26 protein-coding genes are annotated in these 25,352 nt (G+C 39.3%); 25 read left to right on the forward strand and 1 reads right to left on the reverse strand.

Annotated features, from left to right (window positions below):
• The first annotated feature begins 26 nt into the window (after window positions 1–26).
• The 10 genes from atpE (at window position 27) to ACVWY7_RS16715 (ending at window position 8,033) form a co-directional block, all read left to right on the forward strand.
• Entirely contained in the window at window positions 27–245 is a 219-nt protein-coding gene (gene atpE / locus ACVWY7_RS16670) for a F0F1 ATP synthase subunit C (protein WP_000052064.1), read from the forward strand.
• A 129-nt stretch (window positions 246–374) separates the two neighbouring features.
• Window positions 375–881, forward strand: coding sequence for a F0F1 ATP synthase subunit B (atpF, locus tag ACVWY7_RS16675; RefSeq protein ID WP_001142616.1), 507 nt, complete (start codon window positions 375–377; stop codon window positions 879–881).
• On the forward strand, window positions 878–1,420 hold the full coding sequence (gene atpH / locus ACVWY7_RS16680) for a F0F1 ATP synthase subunit delta (protein WP_000064678.1): 543 nt from the start codon (window positions 878–880) through the stop codon (window positions 1,418–1,420). Before atpF ends, atpH begins: the two co-directional genes overlap by 4 nt.
• 11 nt (window positions 1,421–1,431) lie before the next feature.
• Window positions 1,432–2,940, forward strand: a complete 1,509-nt coding sequence (atpA, locus tag ACVWY7_RS16685; RefSeq protein WP_000027518.1) for a F0F1 ATP synthase subunit alpha — start codon at window positions 1,432–1,434, stop codon at window positions 2,938–2,940.
• A gap of 75 nt (window positions 2,941–3,015) precedes the next feature.
• A complete protein-coding gene (locus tag ACVWY7_RS16690; protein ID WP_000521149.1) occupies window positions 3,016–3,138 on the forward strand; it encodes a hypothetical protein in 123 nt (40 codons plus the stop codon).
• Between the two features lie 213 nt (window positions 3,139–3,351).
• Window positions 3,352–4,212 carry a F0F1 ATP synthase subunit gamma gene (gene atpG / locus ACVWY7_RS16695; RefSeq protein WP_000157696.1) on the forward strand — a complete coding sequence of 287 codons (861 nt, stop codon included), beginning with the start codon at window positions 3,352–3,354 and terminating at the stop codon, window positions 4,210–4,212.
• Window positions 4,213–4,576: 364 nt separating this feature from the next.
• On the forward strand, window positions 4,577–5,986 hold the full coding sequence (gene atpD, locus ACVWY7_RS16700) for a F0F1 ATP synthase subunit beta (protein WP_001032600.1): 1,410 nt from the start codon (window positions 4,577–4,579) through the stop codon (window positions 5,984–5,986).
• Window positions 5,987–6,006: 20 nt separating this feature from the next.
• A complete protein-coding gene (gene atpC / locus ACVWY7_RS16705) occupies window positions 6,007–6,408 on the forward strand; it encodes a F0F1 ATP synthase subunit epsilon (protein ID WP_000847211.1) in 402 nt (133 codons plus the stop codon).
• A gap of 132 nt (window positions 6,409–6,540) precedes the next feature.
• Window positions 6,541–7,332, forward strand: coding sequence for a DUF975 family protein (locus ACVWY7_RS16710; protein ID WP_078984604.1), 792 nt, complete (start codon window positions 6,541–6,543; stop codon window positions 7,330–7,332).
• A 47-nt stretch (window positions 7,333–7,379) separates the two neighbouring features.
• Window positions 7,380–8,033: a DUF975 family protein gene (locus ACVWY7_RS16715; protein ID WP_000578701.1), complete on the forward strand. Its 654-nt coding sequence runs from the start codon at window positions 7,380–7,382 to the stop codon at window positions 8,031–8,033.
• 73 nt (window positions 8,034–8,106) lie between these two features.
• Here the strand turns inward: ACVWY7_RS16715 and ACVWY7_RS16720 are convergent, their stop codons facing one another.
• Window positions 8,107–10,836 (reverse strand): putative bifunctional diguanylate cyclase/phosphodiesterase, encoded by a 2,730-nt coding sequence (locus tag ACVWY7_RS16720; RefSeq protein WP_000744991.1) that lies wholly within the window; start codon window positions 10,834–10,836, stop codon window positions 8,107–8,109.
• Between the two features lie 290 nt (window positions 10,837–11,126).
• Here ACVWY7_RS16720 and nuoA point away from each other — a divergent pair, with 290 nt between their 5' ends.
• The 15 genes from nuoA to spoIID all read left to right on the forward strand — a co-directional run bounded on the left by nuoA (window position 11,127) and on the right by spoIID (window position 25,228).
• Window positions 11,127–11,495: an NADH-quinone oxidoreductase subunit NuoA gene (gene nuoA / locus ACVWY7_RS16725; protein WP_000179275.1), complete on the forward strand. Its 369-nt coding sequence runs from the start codon at window positions 11,127–11,129 to the stop codon at window positions 11,493–11,495.
• A complete protein-coding gene (gene nuoB / locus ACVWY7_RS16730; protein ID WP_000236331.1) occupies window positions 11,486–12,004 on the forward strand; it encodes an NADH-quinone oxidoreductase subunit NuoB in 519 nt (172 codons plus the stop codon). Before nuoA ends, nuoB begins: the two co-directional genes overlap by 10 nt.
• Window positions 12,001–13,158, forward strand: coding sequence for an NADH-quinone oxidoreductase subunit C (locus ACVWY7_RS16735; protein ID WP_105989621.1), 1,158 nt, complete (start codon window positions 12,001–12,003; stop codon window positions 13,156–13,158). The genes nuoB and ACVWY7_RS16735 overlap by 4 nt, the downstream gene beginning before the upstream one ends.
• A 4-nt stretch (window positions 13,159–13,162) precedes the next feature.
• Window positions 13,163–14,263, forward strand: a complete 1,101-nt coding sequence (gene nuoD / locus ACVWY7_RS16740) for an NADH-quinone oxidoreductase subunit NuoD (protein ID WP_000621440.1) — start codon at window positions 13,163–13,165, stop codon at window positions 14,261–14,263.
• A complete protein-coding gene (gene nuoH / locus ACVWY7_RS16745) occupies window positions 14,263–15,264 on the forward strand; it encodes an NADH-quinone oxidoreductase subunit NuoH (RefSeq protein ID WP_000573430.1) in 1,002 nt (333 codons plus the stop codon). Before nuoD ends, nuoH begins: the two co-directional genes overlap by 1 nt.
• 25 nt (window positions 15,265–15,289) lie before the next feature.
• Window positions 15,290–15,709, forward strand: a complete 420-nt coding sequence (gene nuoI, locus ACVWY7_RS16750) for an NADH-quinone oxidoreductase subunit NuoI (protein WP_000677191.1) — start codon at window positions 15,290–15,292, stop codon at window positions 15,707–15,709.
• Window positions 15,706–16,230: an NADH-quinone oxidoreductase subunit J gene (locus tag ACVWY7_RS16755; protein ID WP_001012801.1), complete on the forward strand. Its 525-nt coding sequence runs from the start codon at window positions 15,706–15,708 to the stop codon at window positions 16,228–16,230. Before nuoI ends, ACVWY7_RS16755 begins: the two co-directional genes overlap by 4 nt.
• Window positions 16,223–16,537: an NADH-quinone oxidoreductase subunit NuoK gene (nuoK, locus tag ACVWY7_RS16760; RefSeq protein ID WP_000100078.1), complete on the forward strand. Its 315-nt coding sequence runs from the start codon at window positions 16,223–16,225 to the stop codon at window positions 16,535–16,537. Before ACVWY7_RS16755 ends, nuoK begins: the two co-directional genes overlap by 8 nt.
• A gap of 29 nt (window positions 16,538–16,566) precedes the next feature.
• On the forward strand, window positions 16,567–18,429 hold the full coding sequence (nuoL, locus tag ACVWY7_RS16765) for an NADH-quinone oxidoreductase subunit L (RefSeq protein ID WP_456523862.1): 1,863 nt from the start codon (window positions 16,567–16,569) through the stop codon (window positions 18,427–18,429).
• Window positions 18,426–19,928, forward strand: coding sequence for an NADH-quinone oxidoreductase subunit M (locus ACVWY7_RS16770; RefSeq protein ID WP_456523863.1), 1,503 nt, complete (start codon window positions 18,426–18,428; stop codon window positions 19,926–19,928). Before nuoL ends, ACVWY7_RS16770 begins: the two co-directional genes overlap by 4 nt.
• Before the next feature lie 7 nt (window positions 19,929–19,935).
• Window positions 19,936–21,450, forward strand: a complete 1,515-nt coding sequence (nuoN, locus tag ACVWY7_RS16775) for an NADH-quinone oxidoreductase subunit NuoN (RefSeq protein ID WP_033682580.1) — start codon at window positions 19,936–19,938, stop codon at window positions 21,448–21,450.
• Window positions 21,451–21,663: 213 nt separating this feature from the next.
• Window positions 21,664–21,900: a DUF1146 family protein gene (locus ACVWY7_RS16780; protein WP_000940742.1), complete on the forward strand. Its 237-nt coding sequence runs from the start codon at window positions 21,664–21,666 to the stop codon at window positions 21,898–21,900.
• Window positions 21,901–21,951: 51 nt separating this feature from the next.
• The gene (locus ACVWY7_RS16785) at window positions 21,952–22,656 is read left to right on the forward strand and encodes a YwmB family TATA-box binding protein (protein WP_000767907.1); all 705 of its coding nucleotides are present in this window, start codon (window positions 21,952–21,954) and stop codon (window positions 22,654–22,656) included.
• 39 nt (window positions 22,657–22,695) lie between these two features.
• Window positions 22,696–24,000 carry a UDP-N-acetylglucosamine 1-carboxyvinyltransferase gene (murA, locus tag ACVWY7_RS16790; RefSeq protein WP_000411264.1) on the forward strand — a complete coding sequence of 435 codons (1,305 nt, stop codon included), beginning with the start codon at window positions 22,696–22,698 and terminating at the stop codon, window positions 23,998–24,000.
• A 208-nt stretch (window positions 24,001–24,208) separates the two neighbouring features.
• Entirely contained in the window at window positions 24,209–25,228 is a 1,020-nt protein-coding gene (gene spoIID, locus ACVWY7_RS16795) for a stage II sporulation protein D (RefSeq protein WP_000672629.1), read from the forward strand.
• Window positions 25,229–25,352 lie beyond the last annotated feature (124 nt).

Genomic DNA, 25,352 nt, shown 5'->3' on the forward strand with positions numbered 1-25,352 from the left:
TTATAATACAAAGGAGGACAAATTAAATGAGTTTAGGTGTAATCGCAGCTGCAATTGCAATTGGTTTATCAGCATTAGGTGCAGGTATTGGTAACGGTCTTATCGTATCACGTACAATCGAAGGTGTTGCTCGTCAACCAGAATTAAAAGGCGCACTTCAAACAATTATGTTCATCGGGGTTGCTTTAGTTGAGGCACTTCCAATCATCGGTGTAGTTATTGCATTCATCGTAATGAACAAATAAGGGAGACTCCCCTTACATAGATGGCGAAGAGTGTTTTTCCGAACTTTCTTCGCCATTGCTTTATGAACGAAACGTATGTCTTTTTTTTTCATATGATCAATTTAGATATTTTGAAGGGAGTGAATCCTTGTGCCAACTTTATTATTAGGGGCTGCCATTCCATTTGGAACGATTGCTTACACATTGTTCATTTTCTTACTTCTATTAGTAATGCTACGCAAATTTGCGTGGGGTCCTTTAATGGGAATTATGAAAGAACGTGAAGAGCACGTTGCTAATGAAATCGACGCTGCAGAAAGAAATAATGCTGAGGCGAAGAAATTAGTGGAAGAACAACGTGAGATGTTAAAACAATCGCGTGTTGAAGCACAAGAGTTAATCGAAAGAGCGAAAAAGCAAGCTGTAGATCAAAAGGATGTTATTGTTGCTGCTGCGAAAGAAGAAGCAGAATCAATTAAAGCATCTGCTGTACAAGAAATTCAACGCGAAAAAGAGCAAGCAATTGCTGCTTTACAAGAACAAGTTGCTTCTTTATCTGTTCAAATTGCTTCTAAAGTAATTGAAAAAGAACTAAAAGAAGAAGATCAAGTGAAGTTAATTCGCGATTATATTAAAGAAGTAGGAGAAGCGCGATGAGCAATGGGATTGTAGCAAAACGTTATGCTGTCGCTCTTTTTAAAATTGCAAAAGAAAAACACGTATTAGAAATGTTTGAAGAGGAATTACGCCTTGTACAAAACGTTTATGAGAAGAACGGAGAACTACATAGCTTTTTAACACAACCGAACATTTCAAAAGAGCAGAAGAAGACGTTTCTTGCAAACGTATTCGGATCTGTTTCTGAATCTATTTTAAATACGTTATATATTTTAATTGATAACAAACGCATTGATATCTTATCTGACATTGCAAATGAATACGTAGTTCTTGCGAATGAAGAACGTAACGTAGCGGACGCAACAGTATACTCTACTCGTCTTCTATCAGAAGAAGAGAAGCTTAACATTGCAGAAGCATTTGCAAAGAGAACAGGAAAAGATGCAATTCGCGTAAAAAATGTTGTAGATGAAGATTTACTAGGCGGTATTAAAGTACGTATTGGAAATCGCATTTACGACGGAAGTTTACAAGGAAAATTAGCACGTATTCAGCGTGAATTAATGAAGAATAGATAGGGGTGAAGCACATGAGCATCAGAGCTGAAGAAATTAGCGCACTGATAAAGCAACAAATCGAGAACTATCAGTCTGAAATCGAAGTTAGTGATGTTGGTACAGTTATCCAAGTTGGTGACGGTATCGCGCGTGCTCATGGTCTTGATAACGTTATGGCTGGTGAACTTGTAGAGTTCTCTAACGGCGTTATGGGGCTAGCACAAAATTTAGAGGAAAACAACGTAGGTATTATCATTTTAGGACCTTACACAGAAATCCGTGAAGGCGACGAAGTTCGTCGTACTGGTCGCATCATGCAAGTACCAGTAGGAAAAGAACTAATTGGTCGTGTTGTAAACCCATTAGGTCAACCAGTTGATGGTTTAGGCCCAATCAATACAACAAACACTCGTCCAATCGAAAGTCCAGCACCAGGTGTAATGGATCGTAAATCTGTTCATGAGCCACTTCAAACAGGTATTAAAGCGATCGATGCTCTTGTACCAATTGGCCGTGGTCAACGTGAGTTAATCATCGGTGACCGTCAAACAGGTAAAACAGCAGTTGCACTTGATACAATCATTAACCAAAAAGATGAAGATATGATTTGTATCTACGTAGCAATCGGACAAAAAGAATCAACTGTACGTAACGTAGTAGAAACACTACGTAAGCATGGTGCATTAGAGTACACAATCGTTGTAACTGCATCTGCTTCTCAACCAGCTCCATTATTATACCTAGCTCCTTACGCTGGTGTAACAATGGGTGAAGAGTTCATGTACAATGGTAAACACGTATTAGTAGTATATGATGACTTATCAAAACAAGCAGCAGCTTACCGTGAGCTGTCATTACTATTACGTCGTCCTCCAGGTCGTGAAGCTTATCCAGGGGATGTATTCTACTTACATTCTCGCTTATTAGAGCGTGCAGCAAAATTAAGTGATGCAAAAGGCGGCGGTTCTTTAACGGCACTACCTTTCATCGAAACACAAGCAGGGGACGTATCAGCTTACATCCCAACAAACGTAATCTCGATTACGGATGGACAAATCTTCTTACAATCTGACCTATTCTTCTCTGGCGTACGTCCAGCGATCGATGCGGGTACTTCTGTATCTCGTGTAGGTGGATCTGCTCAGATTAAAGCAATGAGTAAAGTATCAGGTACACTTCGTCTTGACCTTGCATCTTACCGTGAGTTAGAAGCGTTCGCTCAGTTCGGTTCTGACTTAGATAAAGCAACTCAAGCGAAACTAAACCGTGGTGCTCGTACTGTTGAGGTATTAAAACAAGGATTACACAAACCGTTACGTGTAGAGAAACAAGTTATCATTCTTTACGCTTTAACACGTGGATTCCTAGATGATATCCCAGTAGTAGATATCACTCGTTTCGAAGAAGAATTCCATGCTTGGTTAGATTCTAATGCGACTGACTTATTAGAAGAAATCCGCACAACTAAGAAACTTGCGGATGACGACAAATTTGCAGCAGCAATTAACGGATTTAAAAAAGTATTCGTAGCTTCTGAGTAATAATAAAAAGTGAAGCCGACTGTTCAGCCCCATCGGCTAAGGTTCTTTCCCACAGAAGGTGCTTTTTGCCTTCTCGTGGGGAAGGTTCTTAGACGAAAGGGGCTAGGAGGCGGAACTAGATTAATAAAAGCGGAAGCGGCTCGTCCTGAATGTGAGGGGGATGGAGCTTCTGACGAAGAGGCGGTTTTTGCCTCGTAGGAAGAAGTGAAGCCACCGAGCATTCAAGCCGCTGGAGCTAGATAATATATAAAGGCATCTCAATTTCTGAGATTGCTGACGGTTATGTAAAGGAAAAGAGTAGGTGCACCTATTCTTTTCCTTCAATCATGAGCAAGAATATCTTGCAACGTAGATTAGGAAGAGGATTCTTTCTAATCGTGCCAACTTCCGGAAAAAAGGTGGTGAAAACCTGTGGCATCTTTACGCGATATAAAAGCGAAGATTAACTCGACAAAGAAAACGAGTCAAATTACGAAAGCGATGGAGATGGTATCTGCATCTAAGTTAAACCGTGCAGAGCAAAATGCTAAATCTTTCGTTCCGTATATGGAAAAGATTCAAGAAGTAGTAGCGAGCATTGCGCAAGGAAGTAAAGGAATTAATCATCCAATGCTAAATGCGCGCCCTGTAAAGCGTACAGGATACATCGTTATTACATCTGATCGCGGACTAGCAGGTGGTTATAACAGTAACGTATTACGTACAGTAAGTAACGTAATTCGTGAACGTCATAATATGGATTCAAACCAATATTCAATTATTGTGCTTGGACGACTAGGACGTGATTATTTAAAACGTCGCGGCTTTAACATCATTGATGAAGTAGTTGGATTATCTGACCACCCATCATTTACTGATATTAAAGACCTTGCTTCTCGAGCAATTGCGATGTTCGCAGATGGTGCTTATGATGAGCTGTATATTTACTACAACCATTACGTAAGCAAAATTTCACAAGAAGTAACGGAAAATAAAATTTTACCGCTTACTGATGTGGCGTCTGATAAACCGACGACAGCTTATGAATTTGAACCTTCTGAAGAAGAAATTTTAAAAGTACTATTGCCACAATACGCAGAAAGCTTAGTGTACGGTGCATTACTAGACGGTAAAGCAAGTGAGCACGCAGCGCGTATGACAGCAATGAAGAGTGCTACAGACAACGCAATGGAAGTTATCGATTCACTTACACTTTCATTCAACCGTGCGCGTCAGGCAGCGATTACGCAAGAAATTACGGAAATCGTTGGTGGAGCAGCAGCGTTAGAATAGTAATAAAAAGTGGAAGCGGCTCGTCCAGAACAGGAGGGCATTGGAGCTCCCTGACAAAGAGGCGCTTTTTGCCTCGTAGGAAGGCGCGAAATGACCGACTGTTCTAGCCGCTGGAACTAGATTCAATAAAAAGCGTAGGTGGCTTGCCCAGAAGGGGAGGGCATTGGAACTCCTGACAAAGAGGCGTTCTTTGCCTCGTAGGAAGGGGTGAAATGACCGACCCTTCTAGCCACCGGAGCTAGATTCAATAAAAAGCGTAGGCGGCTCTGTCAAAAGAGTCGCGTAAGCTATAAACTAATAAAAAATGAAAAGCTAACTGCTCGTAGAAAGTTGGCTAATTAAAAGAAAGCTAGGAGGGAACCCGATGAATAAAGGGCGCGTTACGCAAATCATGGGTCCGGTTGTAGACGTTAAGTTTGATGGCGGAAAGCTACCAGAAATCTACAACGCCCTTACGGTAAAACAGAGCAACGAAAACGGAACAAGCATTAACTTAACATTTGAAGTTGCACTTCATTTAGGTGATGACACAGTTCGTACAGTTGCAATGTCTTCCACAGATGGACTTGTTCGTGGCACAGAAGTAGAAGATACTGGTAAAGCAATCTCTGTACCAGTTGGTGATGCAACACTTGGTCGTGTATTTAACGTATTAGGTGATGCAATTGACTTAGATGGTGAGGTTCCTGCGGATGTACGTCGTGATCCAATTCACCGTCAAGCACCTGCATTCGAAGAATTATCTACTAAAGTAGAAATTCTTGAAACTGGTATTAAAGTAGTAGACTTACTTGCTCCTTACATTAAGGGTGGTAAGATCGGTCTATTCGGTGGTGCCGGTGTAGGTAAAACGGTATTAATTCAGGAATTAATCAACAACATCGCACAAGAACACGGTGGTATCTCTGTATTCGCTGGTGTAGGCGAGCGTACTCGTGAGGGTAATGACTTATACCACGAAATGAGCGATTCTGGCGTAATTAAGAAAACTGCGATGGTATTCGGACAAATGAACGAGCCACCTGGAGCACGTCAACGTGTTGCGTTAACAGGTTTAACAATGGCTGAGCATTTCCGTGATGAGCAAGGACAAGACGTTCTTCTGTTCATCGATAACATCTTCCGTTTCACGCAAGCGGGTTCTGAAGTATCTGCCCTTCTTGGTCGTATGCCATCTGCGGTAGGTTACCAACCAACACTTGCAACAGAAATGGGTCAATTACAAGAGCGTATTACATCTACAAATAAAGGGTCTATCACGTCTATCCAAGCGGTATATGTACCAGCCGATGACTATACTGACCCAGCACCAGCTACAACGTTCGCTCACTTAGATGCAACAACAAACTTAGAGCGTCGTTTAACACAAATGGGTATTTACCCAGCCGTAGATCCATTAGCATCTACATCTCGTGCACTTTCTCCAGAAATCGTAGGAGAAGAGCATTATGAAGTGGCTCGTCAAGTACAGCAAACTTTACAACGTTACAAAGAGCTTCAAGATATCATCGCTATCTTAGGTATGGATGAGTTATCTGAAGAAGATAAGTTAGTTGTACATCGTGCTCGTCGTATTCAATTCTTCTTATCTCAAAACTTCCACGTAGCGGAGCAGTTTACAGGTCAAAAAGGTTCTTATGTACCTGTAAAAGAAACAGTTCGTGGTTTCAAAGAAATTCTAGAAGGAAAATATGATGACCTTCCAGAAGATGCATTCCGCTTAGTAGGTGGCATTGAAGAAGTTATTGAAAACGCGAAGAAAATGATGGCGTAAGGCCTTAGGAGGGACGAAGTATGAAGACATTTCCAGTCAGTATTGTAACTCCTGATGGACCGGTTTACGAAAAAGAAGTAGAAATGGTAAGTGTAAAAGCAGAGAGTGGGGAAATGGGGATTTTACCAGGTCACATTCCAACTGTTGCACCATTAAAAATTAGTGCAGTTCGTCTGAAAAATGGTGGACACACTGATTATGTAGCAGTAAGTGGTGGCTTTATCGAAGTTCGTCCAGATAAAGTAACTGTATTATCATCATCTGCTGAAGAAGCAAACCATATCGATATCCATCGTGCGAATGAAGCGAAGCGTCGTGCTGAGCAACGTCTGCAAGATAAACAAGCACATGTTGACTTTAAACGTGCAGAAATGGCATTACAACGCGCTGTGAACCGTTTAAACGTTTCCGATATGAAATAAAAAAATCCGTAAAGGCTTTGTCTTTACGGATTTTTTTTATGTAGTTAATGGATAATTTTACAAAAATGGTATAATTATATTGGTGCTCGTATAAGTAGAGAATGTACAACAATTTATAAAGGGGATGAATAAATGATCGGTGAAATGAAACGAGAAGCATTGCACTCTTTAAAAGGAAAATGGGGACTAGGTGTTGGATCAACGATTTTATATCATATTGTAAGTTACGTCGTTTCAATGGCTGTAATGCTTATACTATTAATTCCAGGAGTTATAATATTTATTTTAGCATCTATTTCAGCTGGTTCAATTGAAGAAGACGTGATGGCAATTGGAGCTGCTATTACGTTTGGGATTTTTTACTGTCTTATGATAATTTTAAGTTATGCCGCTTATGGCATTACCACATATGGTCATACGAATTTGTTTCTACAAATAAGCAAACGAGAAGATGCTAGAGTGGATTATTTATTTGAAGGATTTCGTGGCTTTAAAAGAATGATGAAAACGATGTGGGCTATGCTTGCAATTTTGTTATATACAGGTACATGGGTTCCGATGTTAGGAACGATTGTATTTGGGCTATTAGGTTTTCTAGATGAGAATGCAAATCCATCATTTATAATTGTTTTCTTTATTTTATTAGCTGTTTCGTTTATTGTAATGGCTATTTTGTATTTTTCATATTCGATGACATATTATGTAATGGTTGAAAAACCAGAATATAGTGTTTCACAAGCAATGAAAGAAAGTAAGCATCTGATGAAGGGACATAAGTTAGATTTATTCCTTTTATGGCTGAGTTTTATAGGTTGGGCCATTTTAGCGATTTTAACACTTGGAATAGGTTTTCTTTGGCTTAGCCCGTATGTAAGTACAACGACAGCGCATTTTTATCGCTATATTTCAAAAGATGAATTGTAGTAGGAACATGCTATACTAATAGAGTTATTGTGTATAGGAGGCTACGTATGATTGGTGATTTAAAAGGAGAAGCATTAGATTCATTAGAAGGGAAATGGGGATTAGCTGTCGGGGCGACATTACTCATTTCAATTCTTATCATGATTTTTAGTTTTAGTATTGAGTGGGGATTTTCTACAGTGATTGGTGGAAAAGAAACAAGTGGTTCAGTTAAAATGAATATCCTTACATTTTTTGTTACGGGACCGTTAACTTTAGGTGGATATTATCTTGCTTTAAATATCTTTCGTGAAAACGAGTCTAGTATCGGTAATATATTCATTTGGTTTTCAGAGGGAAACAGATTTCTAAAATCATTTTTATTATATTTATTAGTAAATCTTTATCTTTTCTTATGGATGTTACTGTTTATTATTCCAGGCATTATTAAATCATTTTCATATTCGATGACGTACTTTATTATAAATGACCATCCTGAGTATTCACTGAACGAAGCGATTACAGAAAGTCGTCGTATGATGGATGGGCATAAGATGGAGTATTTCATTTTATGTTTAAGCTTTATTGGTTGGTTTATATTAAGTTGTATTACACTCGGGATTGGATTCTTATGGTTAATTCCATATTTTTATACGACATCAGCAGCTTTTTATGAAGAAATTGCAGAGGAATATTACGAGAAAGAAATTCCAGCATTATAAAGTGGGTGGGAACACCGCGTTGATGACTAGTTTTACTGTCCACAAATAGTATGATAAAAATACCCAGTATGAGCTATTGGTTCATACTGGGTGTTTTTTGTAGAAATTTTATAAATTGCTGACTAGTAAGTGGTTTACTGAAATAGTAACCTTGCATATATTTACAGTTGTTCTTTTGTAGAAAATTAAGTTGTTTTTCTGTTTCAATTCCTTCAGCAACGACAGAAAGGTTTAACGTATTTGCAAGGGAAAGGATAGTGGAAACGATGGCTCTCTCTTCAGGTCGATGATCAGCTAGTTGTGTAAATTCTCTCGGTACTTTTAATGTATCGATAGGGAAAATAGATAAATAAGCGAGAGAAGAATAGCCGGTGCCGAAGTCATCAATGGACGTTTGAATACCATATTCCTTTAATTGTTTTAGCCTTGATAACGTTTCTTTTTCATCGATCATCGCAATTCGTTCTGTTAATTCAAGTGTTACATACTTTGGATCGACTTTAACATCTGTTAGTATTTGTGAAATGTTCTCGATTAAATGATCTTGCTGGAATTCTTTTGCTGATAAGTTAACACTTATGTTTAAATCTTTGTAACCGAAGGAATGCCAAATTGTTAACTGACGACAAGATTCCTGTAATACCCAATGTCCAAGTGGAATGACCTGTGGAGTTTCTTCTACAATTGGAATAAATTCACACGGTGGAATATCGCCTAATAGCGGATGTTTCCAACGTAGTAATGCTTCAGCGCCAATGATCTTTTTCGTTGTAATATCAATTTGTGGTTGATATACGAGATAGAATTCTTTATTCACTAAAGCAAGTGGCAAATCTTTTTCAATTCGAGCTTTTCGTTCCATTTTTTTGTACAGTTCTTTCGTGTATAGAGAGCTACCGTTTTTGCCCCTATTTTTTGCTTCATACATGGCCATATCAGCATGTTGTAGAATCGACAATGGATCTTCACCTGCTTCAGGATATATGGCAATCCCGATGCTCGGTGAGATTTGTAAATGTTGATTTTCAATTTCAAATGGTTCATTCATAGCTTCTACAATCGTATCAGCCATTTTTTTTACATCTGGTCTTTTATTATAGTTCTCAATAAGGATTGTAAACTCATCCCCAGCTAGACGGGCGAGTTTCATATTTGGTGTCGCCATTCTTTCGAGTCTTTTTGCTACTGCAATTAATAGGAGGTCTCCTACCCTATGACCGAGGGTATCATTAATAATTTTAAAACGGTCTAAATCTAGAAACATAACAGCAAAAGGTCTTTTTGATATTTTGGATCGAGCAATTGCTTGTTCTACATATTGGTGAAATGCACGTCGGTTTGCAAGCTCTGTTAAGGTATCACGATATGCTAGAAAATTAATTTGCTCTTGTTGTTGCTTGCTTTCCGTAATATCTTTAATCATTAAATAAACTCCCGAAATATGATCTTTTAAAAAGATAGGAACAGCCGTAACATGCAAGTAGTAAATATCTCTATTTTTATGATAAGCCCGTATTTCTAAAGAAATAGAATGCCCTTTTTTTACGCGATGAAAGGTGTTAATAATTTCTTCTAAATCTTCTTCGTATATGAGTGAGTAGTAAGGTTGATTTAATAATTCGTTTGTTTGATAGCCGAGTAAAGTCGTACCGGCATTATTCACTTTGAGAAAGTTACCATACAAATCTAATGTGAAGATTGGATCTGGATGATGCTCGTATAAAGACTTAAACATTTGTTGGTTATGATAGAGCTCATTTTTTTGTTCTACTAAATCTTCTGTACGCAGTTCAATTTGTTTTTCGAGTTCTGAGTTGAATTGCATTTGGGCTAGTAATAATATTTTATTTTGTTTACGAACTAAACTATGGCGTATGAGAACGAAGGAGAAGGTTATCATAAGCCCGATTACTACAATAGGTGCAAAAACGTATTCAACTAATATAAAAACAATAAGCATTACGACAGAAATATAAGGTAATGACAATCTGATTGATTCACCAAGTTTAGGTGTTAATAGTATTTGTTCTTGTTTTTCAGGTTCTTTTGTATGGATAATACAGGCGATTGCTACTAGTACTAAAGTTACTTGATAAAGAGGAGTAACTGTAAACATAGAATACTCTGGTGTAAAGTATTTGATAAAAGCATAAATGGCATCTGTAGTCGCATATAAAAGTAAAGCACTGCCGAGAAGCGCTCCAACTTTTTTCGATAATAAGGATAATGGTTTGAATAAAAGATTGATTCCTATGAGAAGGAAGAGTAAGTCTGCCATTGGATAAGTAAGTTGAACAAATATGTCGATATAGGATGTTGTAAAAACGTGAATGGTTCGTTCAATAAGTAAATAGTAACTTAAAGTGAATTGTGCTGTAACAATAATACAAATATCACATATCATAAAAAGCTTTTCTAATAAATCTCGGTTATAAATGATTTCATATAGAAAGGCGAATGCAAAGCTAATTAAAAAAAGTAAATAAAAAAAGTCGGACGGATCAACGAATGTATAGTAGTCCTTTAAAATTAAACGTTGATAGGCAACGACGATATCCCCAATGAAATAAGAGAGAGTTCCAACGCATAATATCGTCCAAAATAAACGAGGTAATCCTTCTTTCATGTTTGAAAAATAAAGTATATAACTACAAGCGATAATATCAATGAATAAAGTACTCATTCCAATTAATATTTGAAAGGGAAATGAGTATTCATATAGAAAAGGCATTGCCACGTAATGAATCACTATAGATAGCAATGTAATGCTTATAAGAATACTTACATGTGTTTGTTTTTTCATCTATCTCACCCACGGTATATACATATAAATTCCTCTTTTGTATTTTTTATAGTTTCTTAAAAAACATATATAACCTATATACTTATTTTGCGCAAGTATAGCAAGTTATAAAAACAGATTTTAATAATTCTCGTTTCTGTCCCCAACATATCGACATAGGAATTTGAAGTTTGCTATAATGATTAAAATAGTTGCATTATTTAGAAAAATTTAAAAATAATAATTGCTGCAACTAGGACATATTGTTTACTAAGTGAACTTGTTCTTAATTTAGGGGGGAGGGTTTCACAATGGCAAGTGTATATGAAAATAGTTATATGATCGTTTTGATTTTCTTGCTATTAGGTATATTGCTGCCGGTAGTGGCTCTTACATTAGGAAGGATGCTGCGCCCAAATAAACCAAGTGCAGCGAAAGCGACGACGTATGAGAGCGGGATTGAGCCTTTTCATGATGCAAATATTCGGTTTCATGCTCGTTATTATATTTTTGCTTTATTGTTTGTCATCTTTGATGTAGAAACTTTATTTTTATACCCATGGGCTGTTGCATATGACAACCTTGGTTTATTTGCACTGATTGAAATGCTCATCTTTGTTGTAATGTTGCTAGTTGGATTAGCGTATGCTTGGAAAAAGAAGGTGTTACAATGGTTATAAATTTTGAGGAATTACATCCAAATGAGCGAGCGGAATTAGAACGAAATATCTTTTTTTCTACATTGGAACAGTTGAAAGGATGGGCGCGAAGTAATTCTTTGTGGCCGATGACATTCGGACTGGCATGCTGTGCAATTGAAATGATGGGAGTAGGTTCATCACATTATGATTTAGATCGATTTGGGTCATTTTTTCGGACTTCACCAAGGCAATCGGACGTTATGATTGTGTCGGGAACGGTAACGAAGAAGATGGCTCCTATTGTTCGGCGTTTATATGATCAAATGCCTGAACCGAAATGGGTTATTGCAATGGGATCTTGTGCGACAGCAGGTGGTCCATATGTAAATTCGTACGCTGTTGTGAAAGGTGTAGATCAAATTGTGCCAGTTGACGTGTATATCCCTGGTTGCCCACCAAATCCTGCAGCTTTAATTTATGGAATTAATAAATTAAAAGAAAAAATTCGTTACGAAGCAAAGACTGGAAAGCAGGTGACGAATAAATGAGTGATCTCAATAAAGACTTAGAGGATTTAAAAAGAGAAGCGGCTAGGCGTGCGAAAGAAGAGGCGAGAAAGCGTCTCGTTGCGAAACATGGTGTGGAAATAAGTAAACTTGAGGAAGAAAATCGCGAAAAAGAGAAAGCGCTACCAAAAAATGACGATATGACTATAGAAGAAGCAAAACGACGTGCAGCGGCAGCCGCGAAAGCGAAAGCGGCGGCGTTAGCGAAGCAGAAAAGAGAAGGAACAGAAGAAGTGACGGAAGAGGAAAAGGCCAAAGCGAAGGCGAAGGCAGCGGCAGCCGCGAAAGCAAAAGCGGCGGCGTTAGCGAAGCAGAAAAGAGAAGGAACAGAAGAAGTGACGGAAGAGGAAAAGGCCAAAGCGAAAGCGAAGGCAGCGGCAGCCGCGAAAGCAAAAGCGGCGGCGTTAGCGAAGCAAAAAAGAGAAGGAACAGAAGAAGTGACGGAAGAAGAAAAGGCGAAAGCGAAGGCAGCGGCAGCCGCAAAAGCAAAAGTAGCGGCGTTAGCGAAGCAGAAAGCATCGCAAGGTAATGGGGATTCGGGAGATGAAAAGGCGAAGGCCCTTGCAGCAGCGAAGGCAAAAGCGGCGGCCGCTGCAAGGGCGAAGACAAAGGGTGCTGAAGGTAAGAAGGAAGAGGAGCCGAAGCAGGAAGAGCCATCCGTGAATGAACCGTATTTAAATCAGTATGTTGAAGTTATTAAGGGGAAGATGGGAGAGGATATATTAGTAGATTGCTACATTAATAAACTTTCAAAAGATGTGCCAACTCTTGTGGTTGAGACCTCCAAATATTATGAAGTAATGGAGTTACTGCGATTCCATGAGGGACTTGCATTTGATTATATGTCAGAGCTACACGCGACAGATTTTGTGACACATATGGAAGTGTATGTTCATTTATTTTCATATGGAAAGAAACAGTCAGTAGCGGTGAAGGTGAAGCTAGATAGGGAAGCACCGCAAGTGGAATCGGTGACAGCGCTTTGGAAAGGAGCGGACTGGCCAGAGCGGGAAGCGTATGATTTGCTTGGTATTGTATTTAAGGGGCATCCGAATTTATCACGTATTTTAATGCCTGATGATTGGGTAGGGCACCCGCTTAGGAAAGATTATGAACCGTATGATGTGGAGGTGTAGCTAAATGATCCGTACGGAAGAAATGCTTTTGAATGTAGGTCCTCAGCATCCAAGTACGCACGGTGTGTTCAGGCTTGTTATTAAGATTGACGGGGAAATTATTAAAGAAGCTACACCGGTTATTGGATATTTGCATCGCGGGACCGAAAAGATTGCAGAGAGCTTACAGTATACGCAAATTATCCCTTATACAGATCGGATGGATTATTTATCGGCTATGACGAATAATTACGTCATTTGCCATGCTGTAGAGACGATGATGGGGCTTGAAATCCCGGAGCGGGCCGAATACTTGCGAGTACTTGCAATGGAGCTTGGAAGGATTGCGAGCCACCTCGTTTGGTGGGGGACAAATCTTCTTGATATAGGAGCAGTTAGCCCGTTTTTGTACGCGTTCCGTGAGCGAGAAATGATTATTAATTTATTAAACGAATTATGCGGTGCACGGCTTACTTTTAACTATATGAGGGTTGGCGGTGTGAAATGGGATGCACCGGATGGTTGGATTGAAAAAGTGGAAGAATTTGTTCCATATATGAGAGAACAATTGGCAGGGTATCATGATCTTGTTAGCGGCAATGAGATTTTCTTAAATCGTGTAAAAGGCGTTGGTATATATAGCGCGGAGGAAGCGATTTCGTATTCTTTAAGCGGAGCGAATTTGCGGTGTACCGGGGTAAACTGGGATCTTCGCAAAGATGAACCATATTCCATTTACGACCGTTTTGACTTTCATATTCCTATTGGAAGCGTGGGGGATGCTTGGGATCGCTACGTTTGCCGCATGCAGGAAATTGAGGAGTCTTTAAAGATTGTTGAGCAAGCAGTCCAGCAGTTCCCAAAAGAAGGAGCTGTGCTGGCGAAAGTGCCGAAAATTATTAAGGCGCCTAAAGGAGAAGCATTCGTCCGTATAGAGTCGCCGCGCGGAGAGATTGGTTGCTATATTGCTAGTGACGGAAAGAAAGAGCCGTACCGCTTGAAGTTTCGCAGGCCGTCTTTTTACAATTTGCAAATTTTACCGAAGTTATTAAAAGGTGAAAACATCGCCAATTTAATTACGATTTTAGGTGGAGTGGATATTGTACTTGGGGAGGTTGATGGCTAATGATTGAAACGCTCTTACAATCACCTTCAAGCTGGACGAATTTCTTCATTTTTTTCGGATTAGCGGTGCTCCTATTATTTGCAGTCCTTGGATTCGTTACATACGGAATTTTGGCAGAACGGAAAGTGATGGGTTTTATGCAAGGACGAATTGGGCCAAACCAAGTCGGGGGCCGGTTCGGTCTGCTGCAAACGGTAGCTGATGTTTTAAAACTACTACTAAAAGAAGATAGTATTCCGAAAGCGGCAGATAAACCGTTGTTTATATTAGCGCCTGTTATTGCATTCGCGCCAGCATTTATGGTGCTTGCAGTCATCCCGTTTACTGATAAATTTCAGTTCGCAGATATTGGCGTAGGCTTACTATATTACATTGCTGTTTCTGGCATTACGACGATTGGCGTCGTAACTGGAGGATGGGCATCCAATAATAAATATTCCCTTTTAGGAGGGATGCGTGCGGCGGCGCAAATGATTTCTTATGAAATTCCGCTCGTAATGAGTGTAATTGGCATCGTTTTATTAGCTGGTAGCTTAAATTTAAATGAAATCGTAGCAGCGCAGGAGAATGTTTGGTACATTTTCGTGCAACCAATCGGTTTCGTCGTGTTCTTAATCGCAGCGGTAGCAGAGTTAAATAGGACGCCGTTTGATTTACCAGAAGCAGAGTCGGAACTTGTTTCTGGATATCACACGGAATACTCAGGGTTTCGCTGGGCGTTTTTCATGCTTTCGGAGTACGTATATTTTTTCGGGATGGCATCGTTAATTACAGTGCTCTTTTTAGGCGGATGGAATCCAGTTATGTTCCTTGGATTTATTCCAGGTGCCGTATGGTTTGCTTTAAAGTTTAGCAGCGTAGTTTTTCTATTAATTTGGTTCCGCGTTACGTTTCCGCGTATAAGAGGTGATCAGTTAATGGAGTTTGGCTGGAAAGTATTATTGCCAATTGCACTTGCAAATATTTTCTTAACGGCATTGATTAAGGAGTTATTCTTCTAATCTATGAGGGGGGTGCCAGTAAGAGATGAAAGGGCTATTTAAAGGGTTAAAATATACACTAAGCAATTTGAGTAAAAAGAAGGTGACGTATGATTATCCAAATCAACCGTTGCCATTGCCAGACCGTTTTCGAGGGATTCAAAAGTTTTATCCGGAAAAGTGTATCGTTTGTAACCAGTGCTCCAATATTTGTCCGACAGACTGTATTCAGTTAACGGGGAAAAAACATCCGGATCCTACGAAAAAAGGAAAAATTATCGACACGTACGATATTAATTTTGAAATTTGTATCCTTTGTGATTTATGTACAGAAGTTTGTCCGACAGAGGCAATCGTTATGACAAATAACTTTGAACTCGCGGAATATTCACGGGATGACTTATTTAAAAATTTGCAGTGGCTTGATGAAAACGACGAAAACGTCAGGAAGGAGAATAAAGCATGAATGGCGAGTTTATAGCATTCTTTATACTATCCTTGTCTGCAATTATCGGCGGCGTCCTTATGTTGAATTTAACGAAAGTCATGCATATGATGCTAGCTCTCGTTCTGACATTTCTCAGCATTGCGGGTTTGTACTTTCTTTTATCAGCTGAATTTATAGGGGTTGCACAAATTTTACTTTACTCAGGTGCGATCACAATTATTATGATTTTTGGCATTATGTTAACGAAACATAACGCAGAAAATGAATCACGCCTTACTCTTCGAAAATGGATTATCTTCTTTGCGGTTGTAGCATTTGGGGCAGTTATGTATTTCGCTGTTAATAATATTGATTTTGCAAATGAGAGCGCACAAGGAAGTTTACCTCTCCATGAAAAAAACACACTTCAAATCGGTACACTTCTCTATTCAAAATATATTATTCCATTTGAGTTAACCTCAGTTATTTTACTTGTAGCACTTGTTGGCGCAATTATTCTTGCGAAGAAGGATGAGAAAGAGGAGGATTCCAATGAGTAGCGTACCTGCTTCTGCATATTTAACGCTTGCGATTATTTTGTTTTGCATCGGTTTGTTTGGAGCTTTAACGAAGCGAAATACAGTGATTGTATTAGTTTGTATTGAATTAATGCTTAACGCAGCCAATTTAAACTTAGTAGCGTTTAGTAAATTAGGTTTGTTTCCAAATTTAACAGGGCAAATTTTCTCTTTGTTTACGATGGCCGTAGCGGCAGCGGAGGCGGCGGTAGGACTCGCCATTTTAATTGCTTTATATCGTAATCGTACGACAGTTCATGTAGATGAAATGGATACGCTCAAAGGATAACATTGTGACCGAAAAGGGGGAAGGAAACAATGATCGATTATGTATGGCTCATACCGCTTTTCCCGCTTGTTTCGTTTTTGTTATTAATTATATTCGGGAAGAAAATTAGAGAAGGAAGCAGTGTACTTAGTATTTTCTTCGTCTTTCTCTCCTTTATATGTGCGGTACTTGTATTAATAGAAAGACTTTCGACAGTACCAGTGAAGCATAAGTGGGTATGGCTTAGAACTGGAGATATTGATATATCGTTTGGCTTTGAAGTGACAGCATTAGGGGCTTTAATGTTGTTTATCGTTACACTTGTGAGTTTACTTGTACATGTGTATTCGAAAGGGTATATGAAAGGTGAGGAAAGATTACCAACCTTTTATGCCTATTTAGGGCTCTTTACATTTGCGATGCTCGGGCTCGTTATATCACCAAATTTATTACAGCTTTATATATTTTGGGAGTTAGTTGGTCTTGGCTCATTTTTACTCATCGGTTTTTATTTCTTTAAAGAAGAAGCGAGGGCTGCCGCGAAGAAGGCTTTTATTATGACACGTATTGGAGATGCCGGTTTATTTATTGGGATGATCTTAATTTTCTGGCATGCAGGTAGTTTTGAATATGACGCAATATTTAGGGCGATTCATACGGGTGATCTTACCCCTACGATGATTACAATAACGGCGATATTAATTTTTATCGGGGCGATGGGAAAATCAGGTCAGTTCCCCCTTCATACGTGGTTACCGGATGCGATGGAAGGGCCGACGCCTGTTTCGGCACTCATTCATGCGGCGACGATGGTCGCAGCTGGCGTATATTTAGTGGCAACGATGTTTCCGCTATTTTCAGCAAGTGCGGTGGCGATGCAAACGGTGGCAATCGTTGGAGCTTTCACCGCGATCTTTGCGGCTTCCATCGGTCTTGTGCAAACGGATATAAAGAGAGTGCTTGCTTATTCTACAGTTAGTCAGCTTGGGTATATGATGCTTGCATTAGGATCTGCCGGTTATGTAGCTGGTGTATTCCATTTAACGACACACGCCTTTTTTAAAGCGTTGCTATTTTTGGCGGCAGGAAGTGTCATTCATGCCGTGCATACGCAAAACATTAATAAAATGGGCGGCTTACAGAAGAAGATGAAAGTAACTGCTGCGCTATTTTTAATCGGTACCCTTGCAATAAGTGGTGTGCCGCTCCTTTCCGGTTTCTTTAGTAAAGATGAAGTTTTAGCGGCGACTTGGATGAATGGCAATTACATTTTATTCATATTAGCAGTAATTGCAGCATTTTTAACAGCGTTCTACATGTTCCGCCTATACTTTCTCGTCTTTACGGGGGAAGCGAAGACGAAGGAAGATGTGCATGAATCGCCTCGCATCATGACGTATCCGATGATTGTCCTTGGCGTCCTTGCAGTCGTGGCAGGTTATATAAATACACCGTGGTTTGGAACATTTCTCGGAGATTGGCTTACGAAAGATGTAGCATTTAAAGTGCAAGAAGCACACGGTCCAGTTTGGATTATGATTGTTGCGACGCTCGTTTCTTTGGCTGGGATTGCTCTTGCATATTTCATATATGGCAAGAAATCTATTGCTAGAGATTGGGCTGGTGGCGAGGAAGCACCTCTTTATAAAATTTTGAAAGAAAAATATTATGTGGATGAACTATACAATATGACGGTCATTCCTATTACGAAAGGAATCGCTCATGTGCTTCGCTTATTTGAAGTGTATGTAGTCGAAGGGATTGCCGTTTTAATAGGGAGTTTAGTTAAAGGGATAAGTGCAATCGGCTCTAGACTCCAAAACGGAAATGTACAAGTGTACGGGACTGTAACAGCTATTTCACTTGCGGTACTCTTCATTATTTTGCTCTATACGGGAGGGGATTTACGATGAATGATTTGTTATTAACGTTCTTCATTTTTTCCCCGCTTTTAGGAATTCTCTTACTTGCATTAACACCGAAAAAAGAATCGCGTACAGTGCGAGCACTCGGTTTATTTGGAACAGTGCTTCCATTTGGAATGGCTATCGTCCTCGCTTGTACATATGCTTCTGGAAGGGATTTGTCTCTATTTGATGAAAAAGTGAAATGGATTAAATTCGGGGATTTTGCAGCGGTAGATAAAAGATGGTTTTCCATTTATTACGAACTTGGTATAGATGGTTTATCGCTCGTTATGATGGTGCTGACGGCCCTTCTAGCGATGCTTGCAGCAATTGCCGCATTTACGATTAAAAGAAATTTGAAAGCATTTTATATGCTGTTACTCATGTTAGAAATAGGGATGCTCGGCGTCTTCGCTGCTCAAAATTTAATGTTGTTCTTTATCTTCTTTGAAATTACACTGCCGCCGATGTTTTTATTAATTGGGAAGTGGGGGAAATTGTCGAGTGAAAAGGCTGCTTATAGTTATTTAATATATAACGGTATTGGCTCCGCTATTTTACTCATCGTTTTCTCGGTTTTATTTGCGAAAACAGGTACAACAAATATTACAGAACTGAAAGAAATATTAGCGAGTGTAGGTGCTGTGGGAGGAATGGTTGTCCCAAGTAGCTTACAGTTCGGCTTGTTTCTTGCCATAATGATTGCTTTCGCAATTAAATTACCCGTTTTCCCGTTACATCGCTGGATGGTCAATGTACATATTGAAGCGCATCCGGCTGTAGTAATGCTTCATGCAGGTGTTTTACTGAAGATTGGAGCGTACGGTATAATTCGCTTCGGGCAGGGGCTATTCCCGGAATACTTTCGCGAGTTTGCAACGCTCATTGCGATTTTAGGAGTTATCAATTTATTGTACGGAGCCTTCTTAGCACTCATTCAAACAGACTTTCGGAAGGTGCTTGCTTACTCTAGTATTTCGCATATGGGTATTGTATTAATGGGCCTTGCAGCGTTAAACGCACCAGGTACACAAGGGGCACTATTCCAAGTTGTGTCGCATGGCTTAATTGCAGCCTTACTCTTTTTCTTACTTGGTGTTATAGAACAGCGCTTTGGAACGTCGGATATTACAGCGCTTGGCGGACTTGCAAAAAGTGTACCCATACTTAGCGGTTTCTTTTTAGCGGGAGGAATGGCATCGCTTGGATTGCCGGGAATGTCTGGATTTGTTAGCGAGTTTCTTGCCTTTCTCGGTTTATTCCAAGTAGAGCCAGTCATTGCTGCGGCCGGAGTACTTGGCATCATTTTAACAGCTGTATACGTATTAAGAGCGACACTTCAAGTAACATTTGGTAAGAAAGAGTGGGAAGCGAAAGCTGATATACACGGATGGGAGTATGTTCCTATCTTGCTACTTATCTTCTGCATTATTGCAATTGGCGTAATGCCAGAAATACTAGGGGATCCGCTTCAAAATACATTGAAAACATTGGGGGTGAAGTAGGATGGATATGAATACGTTACTTAGCTTATCGTGGCATCTCATGGTGCCAGAATTCATCATTCTCGGGGCTGCCATCCTTCTTTCCATATGTGATTTGTTTTTTAAGCTGAACCATAGATACGTAGCGCTTGGTGCAATTGCGGCGGTCGTATTAGCAATCGTGTCACTAATTACGCTATATAGCGAACCAGCGGGAGATATTTTAAATGGATCGTTTGTGTTAGATGGATTTTCAAAAGGATTTAAAACGTTGTTGTTAGGCGGAGCAGCACTCATCTTATGCACCGCAATGAGCGATGATAAGAAAAATCCAATTGAAGATAAGGGGGAATATTATTACTTATTTTTAATGGCGCTTCTTGGGGCGATGTTTATGGCTTCTAGCGTTGATTTCGTTACACTTTTCGTCGGTTTAGAATTGCTTTCACTTTCTTCCTACATTTTAGTAGGAATACGAAAAAAGAACCGTGCATCAAATGAGGCAGCAATGAAATATGTCATTAATGGAGGAATTGGAACGGCAATTACACTCTTTGGAATGAGTTATTTGTACGGTATTACAGGCTCAACTAATATCGTGAATATGCAAAAAGTATTTGCCGGAGAACTGGCTAGTGGCATTCAGTTATTGCTAGCTCTCGCATTTTTACTCTTACTCGTTGGGCTCTCATTCAAAATTGCGACAGTGCCGTTTCATATGTGGGCACCTGATGTGTATGAGGGAGCGGCTACACCTGTTACTGCTTTTCTTGGAACGATTTCTAAAATGGCAGGGTTCTTACTCATTATTCGTTTATTCCTCATGGTTTTTGCAAGTGTATCGGTGCAGGGAGACATGCAATCTTTATACGGACGTATGAGCATATATATCGCTGTGCTAGCTAGTATTACGATGATTATTGGAAATGTAGTAGCATTAAAGCAATATAACGTCAAACGCCTATTTGCTTATTCGGGAATCGCGCATGCGGGATATTTACTCGTTCCGCTTGTCGCATTATCACCATTTACGATGGATAGTATGTGGTTTTACATGCTTGCGTATATGCTTATGAATATAGGCGCGTTTGCAATTATTCACGGCTTAATCTTACAAAGCGATAAAGAAAATATCACCATTTTCACTGGATTATATAAGAGGTCGCCATTTACAGCGATCGTGATGACGATTTTTATTTTATCGCTAGCGGGGATACCAGGAACTGCTGGTTTCATTGGGAAAATTAACATCTTTTTAGGGGCTCTTCATGTAGAGCCAGCTCATTACGTACTAGCTTCTATTATGATGGGGACGACAGTCATTTCATTCGTATATTATTTCCGTATTTTACAACAAATGTTTTTCCGAACGGGAGAAGTAGAAGAGAAAATTCGCTTGCCACTCAATATAAAGATTGTGATGAGCTTTTGTGCAATTTCGATTGTAATACTAGGGATTGTGCCGATGATTGGATACAATTTCTTTTATGAATATTTTCCATTAATGAAAGATTTCTTCTTCTTAGGGAACGTGGTACAATAGTGAAAATAAAAGGTGTGGAGTCGTTACTCTGCGCTTTTTATTTTGTGTGAACTACAACTGAAAATACATATAGGTATACGTTTTTAAAGAGAAAAATTTCGATGTAAAATGTAAGATGCTTATTTGTATTTGAAAAAGTGTGGCTCCTACTTATTATGGTATCGTTTTTAGATGATTTCGTAAGTAGTAGCTGGGTAAAAAGGGGTCGGTTTTTTGGCACATCTTTTAGGGCAACAAGCACTGATTGCCATTGTTTCGCATTTATTGTTTATTACCATCACGTGGTGGGCCTTACAAGGTATTCACATTGAGCGTTTAATGAAGCCTGGAAAGGTGATGCAGACGAGAGTATTACTCATCTTAATTACAATTGCAATTGGGACATCTGTAAGTAACTTTTTCCTTGATTATTTAGGCTATTCAAAGAGTTTAACGTATTTAGTAAAGTAAGTGTATAGAACCTCATATCTCCGTTAACAATGGGGATAGGAGGGGATGAAATTGAAGCTTAAAGCCATTCTTATTGTTGCACTTAGCGTTGTTTTATTTTTGGTTGGGTATAGAGAGATGAAACCAATCAGTGATGAACAGAAGATGGAAAGCATGATCGCATCCTTAGAGAAAAATGATGCGAAAGTAGAGAAATGGTCATGGTTAGCGCGAGAAACAAAAACAATTTCTAATATACATACGTTTCAAAAGTTGTTAAACGATGTGAAGGAAAAGGCGAATATTCAAAAGTGGGAATTAGAGCAATCTCCAGATGGATATAAAGCTACATCCTATAAAAAATTTTCTTCTTATGAAGAACGAGTAGTAGTAACTTGGAGTAAGGAAAATACTAAAGAAAACACTTTCATTATTTTTGAAGTGAGCGGGGCGAAATGGGACCCGAAGTATATTCAAAAAACGAATAAAATTTTTAGTGAAAAACCTATAATTTACACTTGTGTTCAAGGTGTACTGAATGATAAGATTGAAGGTGTTTTGCAAAATAAAACCAATCAGGTTTTGAAAGATCTTTCAGCAAGAGCGATCGAACAGATAGAAGAAAGAGCATTTGTGTCAGTCTCCGCATACAATAAAAAGTGGGATGACGCTCTTTCAACAAATAGAGAGAAAATAAATGTGCAAATAGCAATACGTTCTACAGACAACAAAGATACAATTGTGGTTGGCACACCGATCATAACTTCTGAGTATTGAGTGAATAGATACTGAAAAAAGGACACGGAGGGGAATAATTTGGAAAAGATCATCGTCCGTGGCGGAAAGCGGTTAAACGGCACAGTGCGTGTTGAGGGCGCAAAAAATGCTGTATTACCTATAATCGCTGCAGCCCTATTAGCGAGTGATGGAAAGAATGTACTATCTGAAGTACCAGTTTTGTCTGATGTATACACAATTAATGAGGTATTACGTCATTTAAATGCTGAAGTCGTATTTGAAAATAACCAAGTAACAATCGATGCTTCTAAAGAGCTAAACATTGAAGCACCATTTGAATATGTACGTAAAATGCGTGCATCTGTTCAAGTAATGGGACCATTATTAGCACGTAACGGTCGTGCTCGTATTGCACTTCCTGGTGGATGTGCAATTGGTTCACGTCCAATTGACCAACATTTAAAAGGCTTCGAAGCAATGGGAGCAAAAGTACAGGTTGGTAACGGTTTTGTTGAGGCATACGTTGAGGGAGAACTAAAAGGTGCTAAAATTTATTTAGACTTCCCAAGCGTGGGCGCAACAGAAAATATTATGTCTGCAGCTACATTAGCAAAAGGGACAACAATCCTTGAAAACGCAGCGAAAGAACCAGAAATCGTTGACTTAGCTAACTTCTTAAATGCAATGGGAGCGAAAGTACGCGGAGCTGGAACTGGAACGATTCGTATCGAAGGCGTTGATAAATTATATGGTGCAAACCACTCTATTATTCCTGACCGTATTGAAGCGGGAACATTCATGGTTGCAGCGGCAATTACTGGTGGAGACATCTTAATTGAAAATGCTGTACCTGAACATTTACGCTCAATTACAGCGAAAATGGAAGAAATGGGTGTTAAAATTATTGAAGAAAATGAAGGTGTACGTGTTATCGGCCCAGATAAGTTAAAAGCGGTTGATATTAAAACTATGCCTCACCCAGGTTTCCCAACAGACATGCAATCACAAATGATGGCATTATTACTACAAGCTGATGGCACAAGTATGATTACAGAAACGGTATTTGAAAACCGCTTTATGCACGTTGAAGAATTCCGCCGTATGAATGCTGATATTAAAATCGAAGGTCGTTCTGTTATTATGAACGGTCCAAACAGCTTACAAGGTGCTGAAGTAGGCGCAACTGATTTACGTGCTGCAGCTGCATTAATCTTAGCTGGTTTAGTATCAGAAGGTTACACTCGTGTAACTGAGTTAAAGCATCTTGACCGTGGTTATGTAGATTTCCATAAGAAATTAGCTGCATTAGGTGCAACTATTGAACGTGTAAACGAAAAAGTAGAAGAAGTGAAAGAACAAGAAGTTTCTGATCTTCACGCTTAATTGAAATAGTCTCTACGTCTTTTGACGTAGAGGCTATTTTTTTGGGTTATTACTGTTATAGTCAAGAAATTCTATACTTATGCACGTACCAGTAAAAATATTTAGAAAAGTTTCACTTTATACTGTTCCCCCTGAAGTATGTTCTAAAAGAAAGAGTTGTTCCATAAGAATGAATGGAGTAAAGCTTTTTTATATTGGGGGAAATAAGATGAAATTTTCAAAGCCATTTTTTATCACGGTAGTGCTTCTCATAGCGCTCGTTATCATTGTACCTGCTGCTCTTGTTATTCCGTTTGCGAAAGCAAAAGTAGGGGAAAAAGCAGCTTCTAAAACTCCTCCAGCGATAGAAAGTATACCAGCTCCAGGAAAAGTGGATACAGCGGTTCAGGTTGCTGTATATCGCGAGAAACAAAAGAAGGTAGAATCATTACCTATGGAGGAGTATGTGACCGGTGTAGTAGCTTCTGAGATGAATGCCAGTTTTGAAATAGAGGCGCTAAAGGCGCAGGCATTAGCAGCGAGAACATTTGTAGTCCAGCGTATGCTAAGCGGAGGTAAGAAAAACAATGCGGACGTGACAGATACGGTGAAAGATCAAGTGTACAAAAGTAAAGAAGAATTGAAAAAACAATGGGGCAATAACTACGAAAATAATTTGAAGAAAATTGAGGAAGCTGTTTCGAAAACCGCAGGACAAGTTTTAACGTATGAGGGAAAACCAATCTCAGCATCCTTCTTCTCAACGAGTAATGGCCGGACAGAAAATGCGGCTGATTATTGGGGAAATGATTATCCGTATTTAAAGAGTGTAGATAGCCCGTGGGATCAAGCTTCTCCGAAATTTACGAGCGAGCAAACCTTTACCGTAGCTGACTTTCAAAAACGTCTCGGTGTGAAGGTACTGGCAGACGGGAAGGTTGGAAATATTAAAGATCTTACGGAAGGAAAGCGAGTAAAAGACGTAGCATTTCAAGGGAAAACATTAACAGGAAAAGAAGTTCGCGAAAAGTTAGATTTACGCTCCTCTGACTTCAAGTGGAAACAAGAGGGAGATAAAATCATTGTTACGACGAAAGGCTTCGGCCACGGCGTTGGCATGAGCCAATACGGCGCGAACGGCATGGCAGCAGAAGGTAAGAAATATACAGATATCGTCGCTCATTACTATAAAGGTGTTGAAATAAAGACGATGAATGATTATGAAGGTAAGTTGATGGTGAAGAAGTAGGGGAAAAGGGACCGTCCTAAGAGATACGTTGGGACGGTCCTTCTTTTTTATAACACTTCATAAAATATCTAAATTTTCCATTAATTGTTTGGTATAATAGGATAAAAAAGTATTTGGGGGAGAC

The organism is Bacillus sp. TE9106W, assembly GCF_054062215.1.

Bases quoted from the DNA above. Each gene is read 5' to 3' on its own strand.
- atpE (WP_000052064.1), top strand. From the start codon at position 27: ATGAGTTTAGGTGTAATCGCAGCTGCAATTGCAATTGGTTTATCAGCA.
- spoIID (WP_000672629.1), top strand. From the start codon at position 24,209: ATGAAATTTTCAAAGCCATTTTTTATCACGGTAGTGCTTCTCATAGCG.
- atpD (WP_001032600.1), top strand. From the start codon at position 4,577: ATGAATAAAGGGCGCGTTACGCAAATCATGGGTCCGGTTGTAGACGTT.
- ACVWY7_RS16735 (WP_105989621.1), top strand. From the start codon at position 12,001: ATGAGTGATCTCAATAAAGACTTAGAGGATTTAAAAAGAGAAGCGGCT.
- ACVWY7_RS16715 (WP_000578701.1), top strand. From the start codon at position 7,380: ATGATTGGTGATTTAAAAGGAGAAGCATTAGATTCATTAGAAGGGAAA.
- atpA (WP_000027518.1), top strand. From the start codon at position 1,432: ATGAGCATCAGAGCTGAAGAAATTAGCGCACTGATAAAGCAACAAATC.
- nuoL (WP_456523862.1), top strand. From the start codon at position 16,567: ATGATCGATTATGTATGGCTCATACCGCTTTTCCCGCTTGTTTCGTTT.
- atpC (WP_000847211.1), top strand. From the start codon at position 6,007: ATGAAGACATTTCCAGTCAGTATTGTAACTCCTGATGGACCGGTTTAC.
- nuoN (WP_033682580.1), top strand. From the start codon at position 19,936: ATGAATACGTTACTTAGCTTATCGTGGCATCTCATGGTGCCAGAATTC.
- nuoA (WP_000179275.1), top strand. From the start codon at position 11,127: ATGGCAAGTGTATATGAAAATAGTTATATGATCGTTTTGATTTTCTTG.
- nuoH (WP_000573430.1), top strand. From the start codon at position 14,263: ATGATTGAAACGCTCTTACAATCACCTTCAAGCTGGACGAATTTCTTC.
- ACVWY7_RS16755 (WP_001012801.1), top strand. From the start codon at position 15,706: ATGAATGGCGAGTTTATAGCATTCTTTATACTATCCTTGTCTGCAATT.
- ACVWY7_RS16720 (WP_000744991.1), bottom strand. From the start codon at position 10,836: ATGAAAAAACAAACACATGTAAGTATTCTTATAAGCATTACATTGCTA.
- atpH (WP_000064678.1), top strand. From the start codon at position 878: ATGAGCAATGGGATTGTAGCAAAACGTTATGCTGTCGCTCTTTTTAAA.
- nuoK (WP_000100078.1), top strand. From the start codon at position 16,223: ATGAGTAGCGTACCTGCTTCTGCATATTTAACGCTTGCGATTATTTTG.
- ACVWY7_RS16770 (WP_456523863.1), top strand. From the start codon at position 18,426: ATGAATGATTTGTTATTAACGTTCTTCATTTTTTCCCCGCTTTTAGGA.
- nuoD (WP_000621440.1), top strand. From the start codon at position 13,163: ATGATCCGTACGGAAGAAATGCTTTTGAATGTAGGTCCTCAGCATCCA.
- nuoB (WP_000236331.1), top strand. From the start codon at position 11,486: ATGGTTATAAATTTTGAGGAATTACATCCAAATGAGCGAGCGGAATTA.
- nuoI (WP_000677191.1), top strand. From the start codon at position 15,290: ATGAAAGGGCTATTTAAAGGGTTAAAATATACACTAAGCAATTTGAGT.
- ACVWY7_RS16710 (WP_078984604.1), top strand. From the start codon at position 6,541: ATGATCGGTGAAATGAAACGAGAAGCATTGCACTCTTTAAAAGGAAAA.